General features: G+C 60.5%; 14 protein-coding genes. All 14 read left to right on the top strand.

The window, feature by feature from the left end; genetic code table 11:
* Positions 1-14: 14 nt before the first annotated feature.
* The 14 genes from KB449_RS18530 to KB449_RS18465 all read left to right on the top strand — a co-directional run bounded on the left by KB449_RS18530 (position 15) and on the right by KB449_RS18465 (position 15,083).
* Positions 15-692: a response regulator transcription factor gene (locus tag KB449_RS18530; protein ID WP_282909788.1), complete on the top strand. Its 678-nt coding sequence runs from the start codon at positions 15-17 to the stop codon at positions 690-692.
* The gene (locus KB449_RS18525; protein WP_282909787.1) at positions 689-2,071 is read left to right on the top strand and encodes a sensor histidine kinase; all 1,383 of its coding nucleotides are present in this window, start codon (positions 689-691) and stop codon (positions 2,069-2,071) included. The genes KB449_RS18530 and KB449_RS18525 overlap by 4 nt, the downstream gene beginning before the upstream one ends.
* A 318-nt stretch (positions 2,072-2,389) precedes the next feature.
* Positions 2,390-2,791, top strand: a complete 402-nt coding sequence (locus KB449_RS18520; protein WP_282909786.1) for a hypothetical protein — start codon at positions 2,390-2,392, stop codon at positions 2,789-2,791.
* Positions 2,792-3,084: 293 nt separating this feature from the next.
* On the top strand, positions 3,085-6,513 hold the full coding sequence (locus KB449_RS18515; protein WP_282909785.1) for an NEAT domain-containing protein: 3,429 nt from the start codon (positions 3,085-3,087) through the stop codon (positions 6,511-6,513).
* Positions 6,514-6,654: 141 nt separating this feature from the next.
* On the top strand, positions 6,655-7,593 hold the full coding sequence (gene isdE / locus KB449_RS18510; RefSeq protein WP_434082559.1) for a heme ABC transporter substrate-binding protein IsdE: 939 nt from the start codon (positions 6,655-6,657) through the stop codon (positions 7,591-7,593).
* 33 nt (positions 7,594-7,626) lie between these two features.
* Positions 7,627-8,610, top strand: a complete 984-nt coding sequence (locus tag KB449_RS18505; protein WP_282909783.1) for a FecCD family ABC transporter permease — start codon at positions 7,627-7,629, stop codon at positions 8,608-8,610.
* A complete protein-coding gene (locus KB449_RS18500; protein ID WP_282909782.1) occupies positions 8,600-9,421 on the top strand; it encodes an ABC transporter ATP-binding protein in 822 nt (273 codons plus the stop codon). The genes KB449_RS18505 and KB449_RS18500 overlap by 11 nt, the downstream gene beginning before the upstream one ends.
* A complete protein-coding gene (isdC, locus tag KB449_RS18495) occupies positions 9,418-10,563 on the top strand; it encodes a heme uptake protein IsdC (RefSeq protein ID WP_282909781.1) in 1,146 nt (381 codons plus the stop codon). Before KB449_RS18500 ends, isdC begins: the two co-directional genes overlap by 4 nt.
* Before the next feature lie 2 nt (positions 10,564-10,565).
* Positions 10,566-11,582, top strand: coding sequence for an ABC transporter substrate-binding protein (locus KB449_RS18490; RefSeq protein WP_282912849.1), 1,017 nt, complete (start codon positions 10,566-10,568; stop codon positions 11,580-11,582).
* Positions 11,579-12,577: a FecCD family ABC transporter permease gene (locus KB449_RS18485; RefSeq protein ID WP_282909780.1), complete on the top strand. Its 999-nt coding sequence runs from the start codon at positions 11,579-11,581 to the stop codon at positions 12,575-12,577. The genes KB449_RS18490 and KB449_RS18485 overlap by 4 nt, the downstream gene beginning before the upstream one ends.
* On the top strand, positions 12,574-13,683 hold the full coding sequence (locus KB449_RS18480) for an ATP-binding cassette domain-containing protein (protein ID WP_282909779.1): 1,110 nt from the start codon (positions 12,574-12,576) through the stop codon (positions 13,681-13,683). The genes KB449_RS18485 and KB449_RS18480 overlap by 4 nt, the downstream gene beginning before the upstream one ends.
* A 117-nt stretch (positions 13,684-13,800) precedes the next feature.
* Positions 13,801-14,136 (top strand): heme oxygenase, encoded by a 336-nt coding sequence (gene isdG, locus KB449_RS18475; RefSeq protein WP_282909778.1) that lies wholly within the window; start codon positions 13,801-13,803, stop codon positions 14,134-14,136.
* Positions 14,137-14,397: 261 nt separating this feature from the next.
* Positions 14,398-14,766, top strand: coding sequence for a DUF4180 domain-containing protein (locus KB449_RS18470; protein WP_282909777.1), 369 nt, complete (start codon positions 14,398-14,400; stop codon positions 14,764-14,766).
* 95 nt (positions 14,767-14,861) lie between these two features.
* Positions 14,862-15,083: a spore germination protein gene (locus KB449_RS18465; RefSeq protein WP_282909776.1), complete on the top strand. Its 222-nt coding sequence runs from the start codon at positions 14,862-14,864 to the stop codon at positions 15,081-15,083.
* Positions 15,084-15,155 lie beyond the last annotated feature (72 nt).

Raw genomic sequence — 15,155 nt, 5'->3', positions numbered from 1 at the left:
GTGAAAACGGGCGCATGAAGCAATTGCTGGTTACGGACGACGACATTCACCATCGGTCGCTGCTGAATCACTTCATGACGCGACAGGGCTATCGCGTGATCGAGGCGCAGGACGGTGAGCAGGCGATCGAGGTGCTCAAGGAGCAGCCGATCGATCTGGCGATCGTCGACGTCATGATGCCCAAGGTCGACGGCTGGACCTTGTGCGAGCATATCCGCGACAGCTACGATATTCCGATTATCATGCTCACGGCGAGAGATCAGTTGGCGGACAAGGAGCGGGCTTTCCTTAGCGGCACGGACGACTACATGACCAAGCCTTACGAGCTGCAAGAGCTGCTGTTCCGGGTCAAAGCGCTCTTTCGCCGTTATCTGATTCCGTCGAGCGGCAAGCTCAGGCTGGGCGAACTTATCGTCGACCTGCAAAATTACGAGGTCATCGACGGGGACAGCGTCATCGTCTTGCCGCTCAAGGAGTTCGAGCTGCTGGCCCAGATGGCGCAGTATCCCGGCCGTCTTTTTTCCCGCGACGATCTGATCCGGCTCGTATGGGGACAGGACTACGTGGGCGACGAACGGACGGTAGACGTACATATCAAGCGCTTGCGCAAACGGTTCGTCGGCAGCGAGCGGCATTTTTCCATCCATACGGTTCGCGGGATCGGCTACAAGATCGAGGCAGCCGGCTCATGAGGTCGCTGTATTTCCGCGTCTTTGTCATTATTTTGTACACGGTGGCACTGAGCAGCCTGCTCGGATTTTACGTTTCGAACGCTTATTATCATTGGAAGCTCAAGCCGCTGCATGATGCCAAATTGATCGCCATTGCGGAGGACGCGCGGACGTTCGCCGAGCAATACCCGGAAGCGGTCGGCGATTACATGCGCAACGCGGCTTCGCTCGGTTATCAGATCTATTTGACCGATCGCACGAGACGCGAGTTTTATTTCGGACATGCCTTTCGCAAAAAGAACCTGGCCGCGGACGTGCGCGATCGGGTGCTGGCGGGGGACGTCTATCACGGCATCGCGCACTATCCCGATTCGCCGTTTTTGACGGGATACTTCGAGAACGGCTTGCGCAACACCGTCGGCGTCCCGCTGCAAATCTCCGGGGAGAACTACGCCATGTTTTTGCGGCCCGACGTCCGTCTGCAGTTCGGCGAGCTGCGTGTCTTTTTCGCGCTTATTTTCATGTTTACGGTCGCGTTCAGCATTCCGAGCTTCCTGCTCAGCACGCGCTACCTGGTGCAGCCGATCACGCAGCTCACCGAAGCGACCAAGCGCATCGCGCAGGGCGAATACAAGATTCGGCTCAACACGAACCGAAGAGACGAGATCGGCCAATTGGCGCGGCACTTCGAGACGATGAGCCGGGAACTTGCGCGATCGGACCTCGCCAAGCGGGATTTCGTAGCCAACGTCTCGCACGAGATCCATACGCCGCTCTCCTCGATCCAGGGGTTCGCGGATATTTTGCAGCAGCCTGAGCTGGACGATGCGACGCGCATCGAATACGCGGACGTCATCGGGCAGGAGGCGCGGAGACTGGCGGAGATGAGCCGTCAGCTGCTGCTGCTGTCTACGCTCGACCATGCCGACGGCGAACCTCTGGACAAGCGGGAGCATCCGTTGAGAAGGCAGCTTCAGCATGCGCTGAGGCTGATGCAGTGGCAGCTGTCGGAGAAGCAGCTGTCGGTCAAGCTGTCGGTGCCGCCAAGCCTTACGATCTGCGGCGACGAGGCGCTGCTTCTCCAAGTGTGGACGAACCTGCTGTTCAACGCGATCCGTCATATTCCGGACGAACGGTCAATCTCGGTTCGGGCGCGAGAGGAGAGCGGAGCCTGCGTCGTGGAGGTGTCCGATACCGGCGACGGCATACCCGAGGAGCAGCTGCCGCATATTTACGACCGCTTCTATCGGGGCGACGGATCCCGCACCCGCTTCTCGGGCGGTACGGGACTGGGACTATCGATCGTGCAGGCCATCGTCCACCGGCATGGAGGGACGATTCAGGCGTTCAGCCGCATCGGGGAAGGAACGACTTTTCGGGTGACGATACCCGGATTGTGAGCGGAGGAGGTTGATGCGTTCGCCAAATTTGTAATTTCCTGTTCATGGTCCATTCATAATTCGAATATAGGCTAGCACTAGTGTGAGAAAGTATGTCTAATAGGGAAATTAAAACATTAATTCAAAATTATCACTAAAAACAGATTGACAGATTGGATTTTGTCGGGTTAGTATGAAACTCGTAAATGATAATGATAATCATTATCATAAATGATGACCGGGAGGGATGCCTCAAACTCGCCGCTGCCGCAACGTCGTCCAGGTTCGCAACAACAAAGCAAAAGCAATCATCCAAACTTTTAAAGGAGCGTGCAAATGATGACAAAAACAATGAAACGTTCGGTATCTTTCCTGCTGATGATGGTGTTCGCGCTGGTTATGGTCGTTCCGGCCTTCGCCGCGACGCACACGCATGCCTATGAGTTCTACTACGACGGCGAGTACCACGAACACTCGAGCGGCTACATTGCGGGCGACGCGTCGATCGACGACACGGCAGGTACGGTCACGCTGAAGCTGCAAGGCGGCAACTACTTCCCGCAGATCAAGATCGGCTCGACTTCTTACAACGGTTCTTATAACGCGACGACCGGCTTGACGACGTTCGTCCTGCCGGGCTCCGACGCCGCGAACTTCGATCTCTCGCTGCATGTGGTCGTCGCGATCGGCCCGATCACGGTTCATGATACCTGGTATGACCTGGAAGTGCATTGGCTTTAATGTTCTGAACGACGAACGAATGTACCGAAGCATTCCTCACCAACCACACGCCGGTACGACCTCCCGTTTCCATGGGGCGTCGTACCGGTCCTCTAATGATTGAGGCTCGAACTGGAACGGACCATGGAGAGAGAGAGAAAGCTGGACCGAACATCGAAATCAACGCGCTCCGGCTCGGACGTAAACGGCCGACCCAGATCCGGGATCGGACGCTCGCTTCCAAGCCGGCACGTTAAATAGCGCTGATGCGGGGAATTTCCCCTGAAAATTCAAAAAGACAGGAGATCGTACAGTTGAAAACGCGGATCAGAAAGTGGGCGCTGGTCGCCCTGGCGGCGCTGCTGCTGCTCAGTCTCCCGCAGCTGGGAACGGCTGCAGGCAGCACGGTGACGGTTAAGGACGGGGAATATACCGGTGTGCCTTATAAGTACTTAAAGGACGGAACGACCGCGACATCGGCCGCCAATGAATTCATGTGGGTCGAACATTCCGGCCGGCTGGTCGTGAGCAACGGAAAAACGACTTTCTACCATAAGGTACCGAGTACGAGCGCAGATTGGATCGTCTATCTCGCTTATCGCAAGACAGGACATCCTAAAGCGACGATCTCCGGCAATGTCGTGACCGGCATGGAAGGCTACCAGCCGTTCAGCCGCTCGTCGGGCGGACAGCCGGAAGTGTCCGCCGAGCTGGAGCAAGGGGCGGATAGCGTCGACGTATTGATGCATATCGTCGTTCCCGGCATCAATTACGACAACTGGTACAACGCCCAGTTGAAATTCGACGCCGCGGGGCTGCCGACGGAAACGGGCGGGGAGCCCGGAGGCGAGTCGCCCTCGTACACGCTCGAGCAGTTGAACGCGCAGATTTCGGCGGCGCAGGCCGTATACGGCAATGCGGTCGTCGGCGATGCCTACGGCCAGTATCCGTCCAACTCCAAGGCGCTGTTCCATCTCCAGATCGGAACGGCCCAGGATAAAGCAAACAACCCGAGCGCGAGCCCCGCCGAGATTTCATCGGCTTACGTCGATCTGACCAACGCGATCGACACTTTCAAGGCTTCCGTCAAGCAAGCCGACAAAACCGAGCTTCGGGAAGCGATCGCCAAGGTGCAGGCGCTGTTCGACAAAGTGCAGGCTGCGGGCATCGTAGGCACTGCGGACGCGGCGTCGCGCGCGGCCCTCAACGGGGATGCCGACCCGGACAACGATGTGGACACCTACCGCATTCCCGTCGTCGCAGCAGGCGAATACCACAAGGACGCGCAATCGATGATCGCCAGCGCGCTGACGAGCGCGAAAACGACTTTGGACACGGTCACCGCGACGGATACGACGGTAGCCTCCCGGGTCAAGACGTTGAACAGCAGGCTGACACTGTATACCGATTATTTTTACCGACTCAATCCGGAGCCGCTGCCGATTTACGTCCTGGACAACCCGACGTCCGCCACGGCGCAGTCGGAATATGCTTCCGAATTCGCCGGCGTGGCCTATCAACTTTATAACGGCGTGGATAGCACGAAATACGCGAACGTGCCGATGAAGCTCTCCGTCGCCGGCGCGGCATATATGTCGGTGGCCGCTAACACCGGCTACACGATGCCGACTTACGACGAATACGCGGACTATTTCAAAGCGGTCAAGCTGTTGTCGTTCGCGGATTACAGCAACACGGTATTTCAGCTTCAATCGCATTCGTATCCGAACAGCGACGGTATTTCGTATCTCCGCTATTTCGTCGGCGGCCAAGAACGCGCGGTGTATATCAGCTACAACTATAAGGAATTGAACGGCCTGCAAACCCGTATCGCGGCAGCGCAGGTGCTGCACGACAAAGCAGCAAGCAGCGGCGGCGCGTACAAGCAGGATAAGGCGGCGCGAGATGCGCTGCAGGCGGCCATTACGGAAGCAAGAGCAACCGGCGACAACCTGGCTTCCATCTATAAAAACATTGTGAGCGCAGACGGCGCGCTTGAAGATGCGGTCGTAGATTTCCTGCAAAGCGCGGCTTACGCGACTTCCTTTACGGCTGCCGACGCCGCTCGGGACGATTTCTCTCCGGTCGCCGCCTATCTGGACGGCAAGGCCGATATTACGACGGTATCGGGCGTCTCTTATGCCGAATTCACCATTAAAAACAGCTCGAAGGTGACGGCGGTACGCTTTAAAAACGGCGCTGCCTTCGTCGATGCCGAGCAGACGGGCGCCGATGCGTCTAACGATACGCGACGTGTCAAGATCGCAATATCGGATCCGGCTGCGCTGACGGCCGTCCAGATCGTGGCGGACAGCACGGCGTACGATGTGCGGCTCAACTGGAGCGACGTCGACAACAAGGCGCTCGCCGCCAAGGTTGCAGCCGCGAAGAGCGAGCTCGCTGCCGCAGTCGTCGGCACCGCAGCCGGCCAATATCCGGCAAGCGCGAAGACGACGCTGGAGCAAGCCGTCGCAGCGGCCGGCAAGGAAGCGACTCGGCTTGCCGGCACGCAGGCGCTGAGCGATGCCGCCGTGCAGAAGCTGGACGATGCGATCAAGACGTTCCGGTCGGCTGTTCATGGATCCGGCGGCAATCCGGGCACAGGAACTGAATTGACGGATGGAAAGTACCAGATCAGCTTCACCATTCTGAAGCATGGGACGCAAGAGACGTCGGTTATGGACGAGTATGTCGCTCACCCGGGTCGGCTGCTCGTGGAGAACGGCACGAAGTACGTATATATCTGGCTGAAGCAGAGCAAGGAGATTACTAGTTTTACGGTGAACGGATCTTCGGCGGAGACCGTGTCGAGCGATGCCGCGGGCAATACGAGATGGGTACGTTTCCCGGCGAGCGATCTGACAGCCCTGCAAAATGGGTGGGTCAAGATTGATTGGCCAGAGGTGAATTACTTCCATCAGTATGACGTGCAAATCAGACTTGGCAGTTACACGAAGGTAGCCGAATGGAGCGGAGAGGGCTTCGGCTCGGTGACTCCGCGACCGAACCCGGATGGAGAAGACGAACAATCCGGGACTGGCGGCGGCAACGCAAACGGAGGCGGCAACTCCGGCGGCACGGATGAAAATCCGGGCGCAGAGTTCTTCGATACGGCGAAGCACTGGGCCGCGGCTTCGATCAGCAGGGCGGTCAAGCTGGGCATCGTCAACGGCTACTCGGACGGCAACTTCCGGCCGAACGCCGCGATCAGCCGCGTCGAGTTCGCGGTAATGCTCGGCAGAGCGCTGGATCTGCAAGGCGATGAGGCCGAGCTGAGCTTCAAGGATGCGGCCGATATCCGGCCGTGGGCGCAGTCGTTCATCAAGCAGGCGGTCGCGTCCGGCATCATCGGCGGCTTTGAGGACGGCACGTTCCGTCCGGCGAAGGAGATCAGCCGGCCCGAGCTCGCCGTCATGATCGTCAGGGCGCTCGGCATCGCGCCTGAAACGAATGCATCGCTTGCGTTCGCGGATGCATCGCAAATCCCGGCTTACGCCCGCCCTTATGTGGCGGCTGCGGTCAAGCTCGGCCTGATCCAGGGCGGCAGCAACAATCTCTTCGGCGCGAAGTCGCCGGCGACGAGAGCCGAGGCGATCACGCTCGCGCTGCGGGCGCTGGACTACGCAGAGGCGAACGCGAAGGCGAAAGCGGAGACGGGAGCGAAGGCAGAGACGGACGCGAAGGCGAAGACGGAAGCGGCAGCAGCCGGCGCCAAGACGGAGAGCGAAGCGGCTAAATCATAAAGCGACCGGCTTCACCGCGACGGCCGATCGATGCAGGCATGCAGTCGCGCGCATTCACTCATCGCAACGGACAGAGGACCCTTGACGGCGTCCTCTGCCGTGTTTTATTCGGGAGGAATTATGAACGCTACGAAACGTGGAATGGCCGGCATCGCAATGCTGCTGGTCTGGATGGTACTGCTGGCTGGCTGCGGCGGCGCGAACGCGGCGCAATCGGACGCGTCCGCAAACCTTGCCGCGAGCGCGTATGCAAGCGTGTCCGCAAGCGGCTCCGAAGATGCAGGCGCGTCTGCGAGCGCGGAGGCGCCCGTCTACCGGATCGTCTCGACGACGGTGGCCGTGACGCAAATGCTGGATGCGCTCGGCGTCGATCTGGTCGGCATCCCGACGAGCGCCAAAACGCTGCCCGAGCGATATGCCAATGTAACCAAGGTCGGCAATCCGATGAGTCCGGACATGGAGCTGGTCAAGTCGCTTCGCCCGACAGACGTGCTGTCGGTCACGACGCTTCAATATGACCTTGAGCCCACTTTTAAGCAGATCGGCTTGAACGCTTCCTTCCTGAATCTGACCAGCCTGTCCAGCATGCAGAAGGAGATCCGGGGACTTGGGACCAAGTTCGGGCGCGAAGCGGAAGCCGAAGAGCTGGCGAACAGCTACAACGATACGCTGGCGAAGCTCCAGGGGGAAGCGGCCGGCAAGGGGAAGCCGTCGGTGCTGATCCTGCTGGGCGTCCCGGGCAGTTATCTGGTGGCGACGGAGCATTCGTACATCGGAGATCTCGTACGGCTGCTTGGCGGGGTCAATATCGTGCAAGGGGAAAAGGTGGAATACCTGGCCTCCAACACGGAATATTTGCAGCAGGCGAATCCCGACGTCATCCTGCGCGCGGCGCACGGCATGCCGGCGGAGGTGGTCAAGATGTTCGACGAGGAGTTCAAGAAAAACGACATCTGGAAGCACTTCAAGGCCGTGCAAAACGGGCGCGTATACGACCTCGAGGAGGAGCTGTTCGGCACGACCGGCAACATCGCGGCGAACGAAGCGCTGGAGGCGCTGTACACGAGGCTCTATCCGTAATCGCCGTTCTTGAAAGGAAAGAGGAAATCGATCATGCCGAAAAAGACGCTATACTTTGCCATCGTTACCGTTCTGTTGATCGCGGCCGCCGCGGCTTCCATGATGCTGGGCAGCATCAAGGTCGGATTTTTCGAGCTTGTGCAGGGGCTCGCGCGCGGGGATAACGAGAACGTCAATGTCATTCGCGATTTGCGCCTGCCGCGTATTTTCGTATCGATCTTTACGGGCGCGGCGCTCGCGGTATCCGGCGTGCTGCTGCAGGCGGTCATGCGCAATCCGCTCGCCGACGCCGGCGTCATCGGCATCTCGTCTGGCGCCGGCGTCGTGTCGCTGGCGATGGTGACGATTTTCCCGAATTTGTTTTTTTGGATGCCCTTCTTTTCCTTCCTCGGCGGCGCGCTGGCCTGCGTGCTCGTCTATGCGCTGTCGTGGAGCTCGGGACTCAATCCGATGCGGCTCATTCTGGTCGGCGTCGCGATCAATGCCACGTTCACCGGCCTCGGTCAATCGTTTAATTACCGGGGCAGCTACGCCGTCACGTCGGTCAACCAGGCCGTGAGCTCGATTTTTACGATGAAAACGTGGGAGGACGTGCGCATTCTGGGCGTGTACGGCTCGATCGGGCTCGTGCTGGCGCTGCTCGTATGCGGCTGGTGCAATACGCTGGCGCTTAACGACCGGACGGCGGGCAATCTCGGCTTCCGCGTCGTGCGCGCGAGACTGATCATCTCCGCGATCGCGGTGCTGCTCGCCTCGGTGGCGACGGCCGTCGGCGGGCTGATCGTTTTCGTCGGCTTGCTTATTCCGCATATCGCGCGGCTGCTGGTCGGATCGGATCACCGGGCCCTCATTCCGTTTTCCATGCTGTCCGGCGCCCTGCTGATTCTGACCGCCGATACGCTCGGACGCACCGTACTGGCGCCTACCGAGATTCCCGCTTCGATTATTATGACCGTCATCGGCGGCCCCTTTTTGATTTTTATGCTGAGAAAGAGTGATCGCGCCTATGGAGCTTGACCGGATCAAGTACTCGTACGACCGCAAGACGGATCAGCTGAAGGAAGTGACGGCGACGATCGACGCCGGACGGATGACCGGCATCATCGGTCCCAACGGCAGCGGCAAGTCGACGCTGCTCGGCATTATGGCCCGCAGCATCGCGCCGCAGAGCGGCACGGCCGTGCTCGACGGCAAGGCGCTGGCCGCCTATAAGCCGCGTGAGCTAGCGCGCAAGCTGGCAGCCGTGCATCAGCACAACGGCGCGCCCGCGGACCTTACGGTCGAGCGAATCGTCGCCTATGGCCGTCTGCCTCACCGCAAGCTGCTCGGGCAGCGCGATGCGGAGGACGACGAGGCGGTGGCGTGGGCGATCGCCTGCACCGGCCTGAACGCGAAGCGCAAGCAGCGCATCGGCGAGTTGTCCGGCGGCGAGCGGCAGCGCGTATGGATCGCGATGGCGCTCGCGCAGAAGACCCAGGTGCTGCTGCTGGACGAACCGACGACATACCTGGATATGTATTATCAAATCGAGCTGATGGAGCTGATCCGCGGATTAAACGTCGACCATGGGTTGACCATCGTCGTCGTGCTGCACGACATGAATCAGGCAGTACGCTATTGTGACCGGATCATCGCCATGAAAGAAGGACGCGTCGCGCTGCAGGGACCTCCCGAGCAGGCCGTGACGGCGCAAACGATCAAGGACATCTACGGCGTGGAAGCGCTGGTTCGGCGCGATGAAGAAGCGGGCATGTACATCGTGCCGCTGCGCGCGGGCCATGCCGATTCGGGCGAACGCCGGCAAACGATAGAGGGGGCTTTAAATTGAAATCGAGGATGAAAAAGAAAGCAGCCTGGATATGGGTCGTCGCGCTCCTGCTCACGCTCAGCTTGCCGTTCTCGGGAGATATCGCGCAAGCGGCGCAGGCGGACGGCGCTTATACGATAGACTATCAGATTCTCCAGGCGGAAAACGATTCGGTGTCGATGGCCAACGATTATTGGGAAAAGCCGGCCACCGTCGTCATCGACAACGGCAACGTTCAAATTCAAATGACGATCAATCACAGCCAGTGGGTGACTGCGTTCAAAGTGCCGGGCAGCGGCGGCGGCTACATCAATACGCGCATTTTGAGCAAAGACGCGAAGGCGGACACCAGGAAGGTCGTCTTCGCGGTGTCCGAGCTGCCGTCGTCGCCGATGCTGTCCAAGATTCACGTAACGGTGCCGGACATCGACTATGACCATGACTATACGATCCGGTTCGATTTTAAGGCGGATTCGCTGAAATTAGTGAAGGAGGGGGCCGGCAAGCCGGCTGCGTCGACGCCGGCTGCGACGGCGAAGCCGAAGCCGCAGGCCAGCGCGGCAGCGACGGCGAAGCCGCAGGCGAGCGCGGCAGCGACGGCGATGCCGCAGGCCAGCGCGGCAGCGACGGCGAAGCCGCAGGCGAGCGCGGCAGCGACGGCGAAGCCGCAAGCGAGCGTGGCAGCGACGGCGAAGCCGCAGGCGAGCGAGGCAGCGACAGCGAAGCCGCAGTCAAGCGAGGCAGCGACAGCGAAGCCGCAGGCGAGCGCGGCAGCGACGGCAAGCGCATCGCAGGAAGCGAATGCCGTAAGCGGCGGCGAACAGGCGTCGCCGGCAGAGCCGTCCGCATCGGCAGGCACGGCGTCGGGCAGCGATAGCGACGCGGAATCGCCGTTGGCAGAGCCGTCTGCCGGCGTGTCTGCGCAAGCGGCTGACGTCGAAGACGCGGACGCCGCAGCAGCGGATGCGGGTGATTCTGCTGCCGTTTCGGCACAAGCAGGAGCTAGCGCCGAGACGGCGGCAGGAGAGGCCACCGGCGCGCAGCCGCTGGCTTCGGCGAAAAAAGAGAGTAACGGACTCATTATTGGATTGGCGGCCTTGATCGTGGTATTTGCAGCAGGAGGCGTATGGTGGTGGAGAAGCAGTCGGCTTCAGAAACGTTAAGCATGGCAAGAGTACGCGGTCCGCGGCGGCGAGCCGCTTGGTCGGCGTTCTTCCTGGCAATTCCGCTCGTGCTTGCAGGCTGCGGCGGACAGCCGCAGCAGGCGAAGACGGAAGCAGGCGCCGGCCAGGGGAAGCTGGTCGTCACGGACTTTGCCGGGCGAGAGGTCGCGCTTGGCGGCGTGCCGCAGCGCATCGTGACGCTGGGCAACGGCGAGACGGATATCGTCTACGCGCTCGGGGGCCAGGTCGCGGGGCGTCCGGATTCGGAAGTGCCGCTCCCGTACGAGGGCGCGGAGCAAGCGGCCCGCATCGGCACGGCGCACGAGGTCGATCTGGAGCGCATCGCGCTGCTTCATCCGGACGTCGTGCTCGGCAACGACCCGATGAACGTCAAGGATATTCCGACGCTCGAGGGCATCGGCGCGAAGATGGTGCTGACCAGCGCCAACTCCATCGAAGAGATCGAGCGGCAGATCGCGCTCATCGGGCAGCTGCTCGAGCGCTCGTCGCGGGCCGACGAGCTGATCGCCGGCATCGAGGAGAAGCGGACCGCGCTCGCCTCGGAGGCCGAAGCCGGCCGGCCTCGGGCGCTGCTTGTTTACGGCGCGCCCGGCACGTTCATGGCGGCGCTGCCCACCTCGCTCGGAGGCAATCTGCTCGAGGCGGCGGGCGGCTACAACATCGCGTCGGATTACCCGCGGCTGCAGAGCTATCCGCAGTACGCGCAGCTGAATGCGGAGCGGATCGTCGATTCCGACCCCGAAGTCATTTTTATCATGACGCACGGCAATCCGGAGGAAGTGGCGGACAGCTTCGTCGCCGAGATGCGCAAAAACGAGGCCTGGAACAACGTTGCCGCCGTGCGTGCCGGCCGCGTGGAGGTGCTGCCGGCCGAGTTGTTCGGCACGAATCCCGGCACGCGCGTCGTCGAGGCGCTGGAGCTGCTGCGCCACAAGCTGTACGCCTATGCCGCTGAGTTGTCAGACGAAAACACCGCAGGCCAAGGCGGCGCGTCATGAGCAAGGCCGACCGGACGCGCAGAAGGCGGATCGTCGTGCCGCTGGCGCCGCTATTGCTGATCGCCGGCACCGTATTCGGACTGGCGGTAGGTTCGGTGCCGATTTCGCTGCGGGATATTTTCAGTATTCTGACGGGCGGATCTCACTCGCAATACGATGTAATTCTCATGGACGTCCGGCTGCCGCGCGTACTCGTCGGCGTGCTCGTCGGCGCCTGTCTGGCGGCTTCGGGCGCGCTGCTGCAGGGGATCATGCGCAATCCGCTCGCCGATCCCGGCATCATCGGCGTCTCCGCCGGCGGCGGCCTGGCGGCGGTCGTGACGCTCGTCCTGCTGCCGCAGCTCAGCTATTTGCTGCCCCCGGCGGCATTCGCCGGATCGCTGGTCGCGGCGCTGCTCATTTATTCGCTATCGTGGGACAACGGCGCCTCGCCGATCAAGATCGTGCTGGCGGGCGTCGCGGTGAGCGCGCTGCTCGGCGCGGTCATGAACGGCATCATGGTCGTGCACAGCGACCGGATCCAGGCGGTCATCCCTTGGCTGGCCGGCGGACTGAACGGCCGCAGCTGGCATCATCTGTCCTTCATGCTGCCTTATGCGCTCGCGGGCCTCGCGCTGACCGTGCCTGCGATCAAGCCGGCCAACGTGCTCATGCTGGGCGACAAGACCGCCAGACTGCTCGGCCAGCGGGTCGAGCTGCAGCGTCTGCTGCTGCTGGCGCTTGCGGCGCTGCTCGCCGGCACGGCCGTCAGCGTGGCCGGACTCGTCGGTTTCGTCGGTCTCGTCGTGCCGCATGCGGTCCGTCTGCTCATTGGCGACGATTACCGTTATCTGATGCCGGTATCGATCGCCGGCGGCGGCGCGCTGGTCGTCATCGCGGATACGATCGCCCGCACCTGGTTCGATCCGGCGGAGATGCCGGTCGGCATTTTGCTCGCCTGCATCGGCGCGCCGTTTTTTCTCTATTTGCTGCGTAAAAGGAGCGGGGTGCGATGAAGGCTATCGAGACGAAGGCGCTTCGTTTCGAAGCGGGGCCGTATTGTCAGCTTGAAGTGGATGCCGCCGTGCTGGAAGGCAAAGTGACGGCGATCATCGGCCCGAACGGCTCAGGCAAGTCTACGCTGCTGCACCTGATCGCCGGTTTGTTGAAGCCGGACGGCGGCACGGTCATCGTCAATGGACGGCCGGCCGCAGACTATACGCGGCAAGCGTTCGCGACGACGCTGGCGATGCTGCCGCAGTCGCGCGAGGCGCTGCCCGAGCTGACCGTGCGCGAGCTGGTCGCTTTCGGACGGACGCCGCGGCTCGGCCGCTTCAGGCAGCGGCTCGGCGAAGACGACGAGCGGGAGATCGACTGGGCGCTCCGGCAGATGAGCATGCGAAGCTACGAAGACCGCATGGTCCATACATTGTCCGGCGGCGAACGACAGAAGGCGCTGATCGCGATGGCGCTCGCGCAGAAGACGGGCATTCTGCTGCTCGACGAGCCCACGACTTACCTGGATATCGCGCATCAACTTGAGCTGATGCGGGTGCTGAAGAAGCTTAACCGGGAGGCTGGACTGACAATTGTAATGGTGCTGCACGATCTGCAGCAGGCGGCGGCCTTCTGCGACGAGCTGATCGCGCTCAAGGCGGGCAGCATTGCTGCCCGCGGCGTGCCGAGCAGCGTCATTACGTCCGCTTTTCTCCGCGACGTCTACGAGATCGAGGCCGAGGTGCGCTTCGGCGAGCCCTATCCGCTGATCGTCCCGCTGCCAGAGCCGGTCGGCGAGGAGGAAGCGGTCATCGTGGCGACCGATACGTACTGTGTCGCAAGCGGCGAAGGAGATCGGATGATCGCGTATTGGAGCGCCCGGGACGACTTGCCTGCCATGCCGGGCTTCCTCGGGATGGAGCTGCTGCAGTCGGAGAAGAAATCGGTAGGCGACGAGATTTCGGTCATCACGCGCTGGCGGACGGCAGAAGCTGCCGATGCTTGGAAAGTAACGTCAGCCGATCAGGAATCAAATACCGCTTTTTCCGAGACGCTCGAGATTCGCTCGCACGAGTCTTCTCTCCGGCTTGTCAAAGTTCGCCGTATGCCGCACAGACGGACATAGCGGACTGCATCGCCCGCGTTTGTAATTTATTGTTCATGCGCCATTCATACTTGGATCTTACATTTATAACATAAAATCTCATATCATACCGGAACTCATCCGAAGGAGGAAACAATAATGGTTATCGTAACGAACGTATCTCATATCACGAAGGGCAACGGCGACAAGCTGATCGAGCGCTTCAACAAGGTCGGCAAGGTGGAAGGCATGGACGGCTTTCTCGGGCTCGAGGTCATGCTGACCGAAAATACGAAGGAATACGACGAAGTCACCGTCAGCACCCGCTGGGAGAACAAGGAATCCTTCCAGGCCTGGACGAAGAGCGAAGCCTTCCGGGAATCGCACAGCCACCGCGAAAAGCCGGAATACATCATTTCCAACAAGATCAATTTCTATGAGGTCAAAGTCGTCAGACATCCGCTGCCTGAAGCCGCACAGGCGTCCGCGTCCTGAAGCGATCATTCCAATTCTATTCTGGTTAGCTCGATCGAAGTCCGGCCTCGTGCCGGGCTTTTTGCCGTTCATGTTGCATCCCTCCTTTAACCCCGTGCATGAGGGAATTGACAACAACTGTATACGTCGTCTAATGTCGGAGTAGAGGCAAGGCTCCGAACCGATCTATTACGATGGCGAGCACAATCGATACATCGGCGAGGAATAAGCAAAAAAGGCGAAGAAGCCGCGATCAACGCGGCCGCGTGGAGGCGAATAGGCATGTGGAAAATAGCGAAGGTCGAGGCGGACGGGCGCGAGCCGGTGGTCGTCGTAAGCGGCGAAGTCATCGGGGACGTTCAAGCCGCGCTGGATATGATGGCGACCGTGCGGTACGAGACGGGGGCCGATCGCATCGTGATCGACGGGGCGATGCTGGACGCCGGGTTTTACGACCTGAAGACGGGATTGGCCGGGGAGATCGCGCAAAAGTTCGTTAACTATCAGGTGAAGCTCGCGATCGTCGGAGACTTCACCGGTTATGCGAGCAAGAGTTTACGCGATTTTATTTACGAATGCAATCAAGGCAAAGATATTTTTTTCTTGCCGACGGAGCCGCAGGCGATCGAGAAGCTGAGCGCGACGCGTTAACGAGATTATATATTTGTCTCAGGAAAGGTCACGGCGAACGCCCGCTTTTCATACCTTATCACAAGCGTTAAAAACTTACCGATGAGGTAATTGCCATGCCCTCTATAGTTGGTAAAGTAAAAATTCTTAACGTCAACCAGGGCTCGAATGTCCAATTTGGCGATACAGGGTTCATTTCCCTGACCAGCACCTCCAAAAATTACGGCGGAGCGGCTTCGTTTTCGCCAGGGGACGCGTTCGGCAGCGTCAGCAATAACCAGCTGAGCAGGACCAATACGGTCGATACGGACGCGGTCGACAATTCCAACGTCGTTTAATCTGCGGGCGGGTAATTTAAAAGCAAGGCGGAAGGCACGCAGTTGCGGGCGCAGGCCGTATGAGACAATCCA

It is taken from the genome of Cohnella hashimotonis (assembly GCF_030014955.1).
Classification (GTDB): domain Bacteria; phylum Bacillota; class Bacilli; order Paenibacillales; family Paenibacillaceae; genus Cohnella; species Cohnella hashimotonis.
Note: the sequence above shows the minus strand (reverse complement) of the source record. Positions and strands in the feature narration are given on the sequence as shown.

Bases quoted from the DNA above. Each gene is read 5' to 3' on its own strand.
- KB449_RS18500 (WP_282909782.1), top strand. From the start codon at position 8,600: ATGGAGCTTGACCGGATCAAGTACTCGTACGACCGCAAGACGGATCAG.
- KB449_RS18485 (WP_282909780.1), top strand. From the start codon at position 11,579: ATGAGCAAGGCCGACCGGACGCGCAGAAGGCGGATCGTCGTGCCGCTG.
- KB449_RS18465 (WP_282909776.1), top strand. From the start codon at position 14,862: ATGCCCTCTATAGTTGGTAAAGTAAAAATTCTTAACGTCAACCAGGGC.
- KB449_RS18470 (WP_282909777.1), top strand. From the start codon at position 14,398: ATGTGGAAAATAGCGAAGGTCGAGGCGGACGGGCGCGAGCCGGTGGTC.
- KB449_RS18525 (WP_282909787.1), top strand. From the start codon at position 689: ATGAGGTCGCTGTATTTCCGCGTCTTTGTCATTATTTTGTACACGGTG.
- KB449_RS18490 (WP_282912849.1), top strand. From the start codon at position 10,566: ATGGCAAGAGTACGCGGTCCGCGGCGGCGAGCCGCTTGGTCGGCGTTC.
- KB449_RS18505 (WP_282909783.1), top strand. From the start codon at position 7,627: ATGCCGAAAAAGACGCTATACTTTGCCATCGTTACCGTTCTGTTGATC.
- KB449_RS18520 (WP_282909786.1), top strand. From the start codon at position 2,390: ATGACAAAAACAATGAAACGTTCGGTATCTTTCCTGCTGATGATGGTG.
- KB449_RS18480 (WP_282909779.1), top strand. From the start codon at position 12,574: ATGAAGGCTATCGAGACGAAGGCGCTTCGTTTCGAAGCGGGGCCGTAT.
- isdE (WP_434082559.1), top strand. From the start codon at position 6,655: ATGGCCGGCATCGCAATGCTGCTGGTCTGGATGGTACTGCTGGCTGGC.
- isdG (WP_282909778.1), top strand. From the start codon at position 13,801: ATGGTTATCGTAACGAACGTATCTCATATCACGAAGGGCAACGGCGAC.
- KB449_RS18530 (WP_282909788.1), top strand. From the start codon at position 15: ATGAAGCAATTGCTGGTTACGGACGACGACATTCACCATCGGTCGCTG.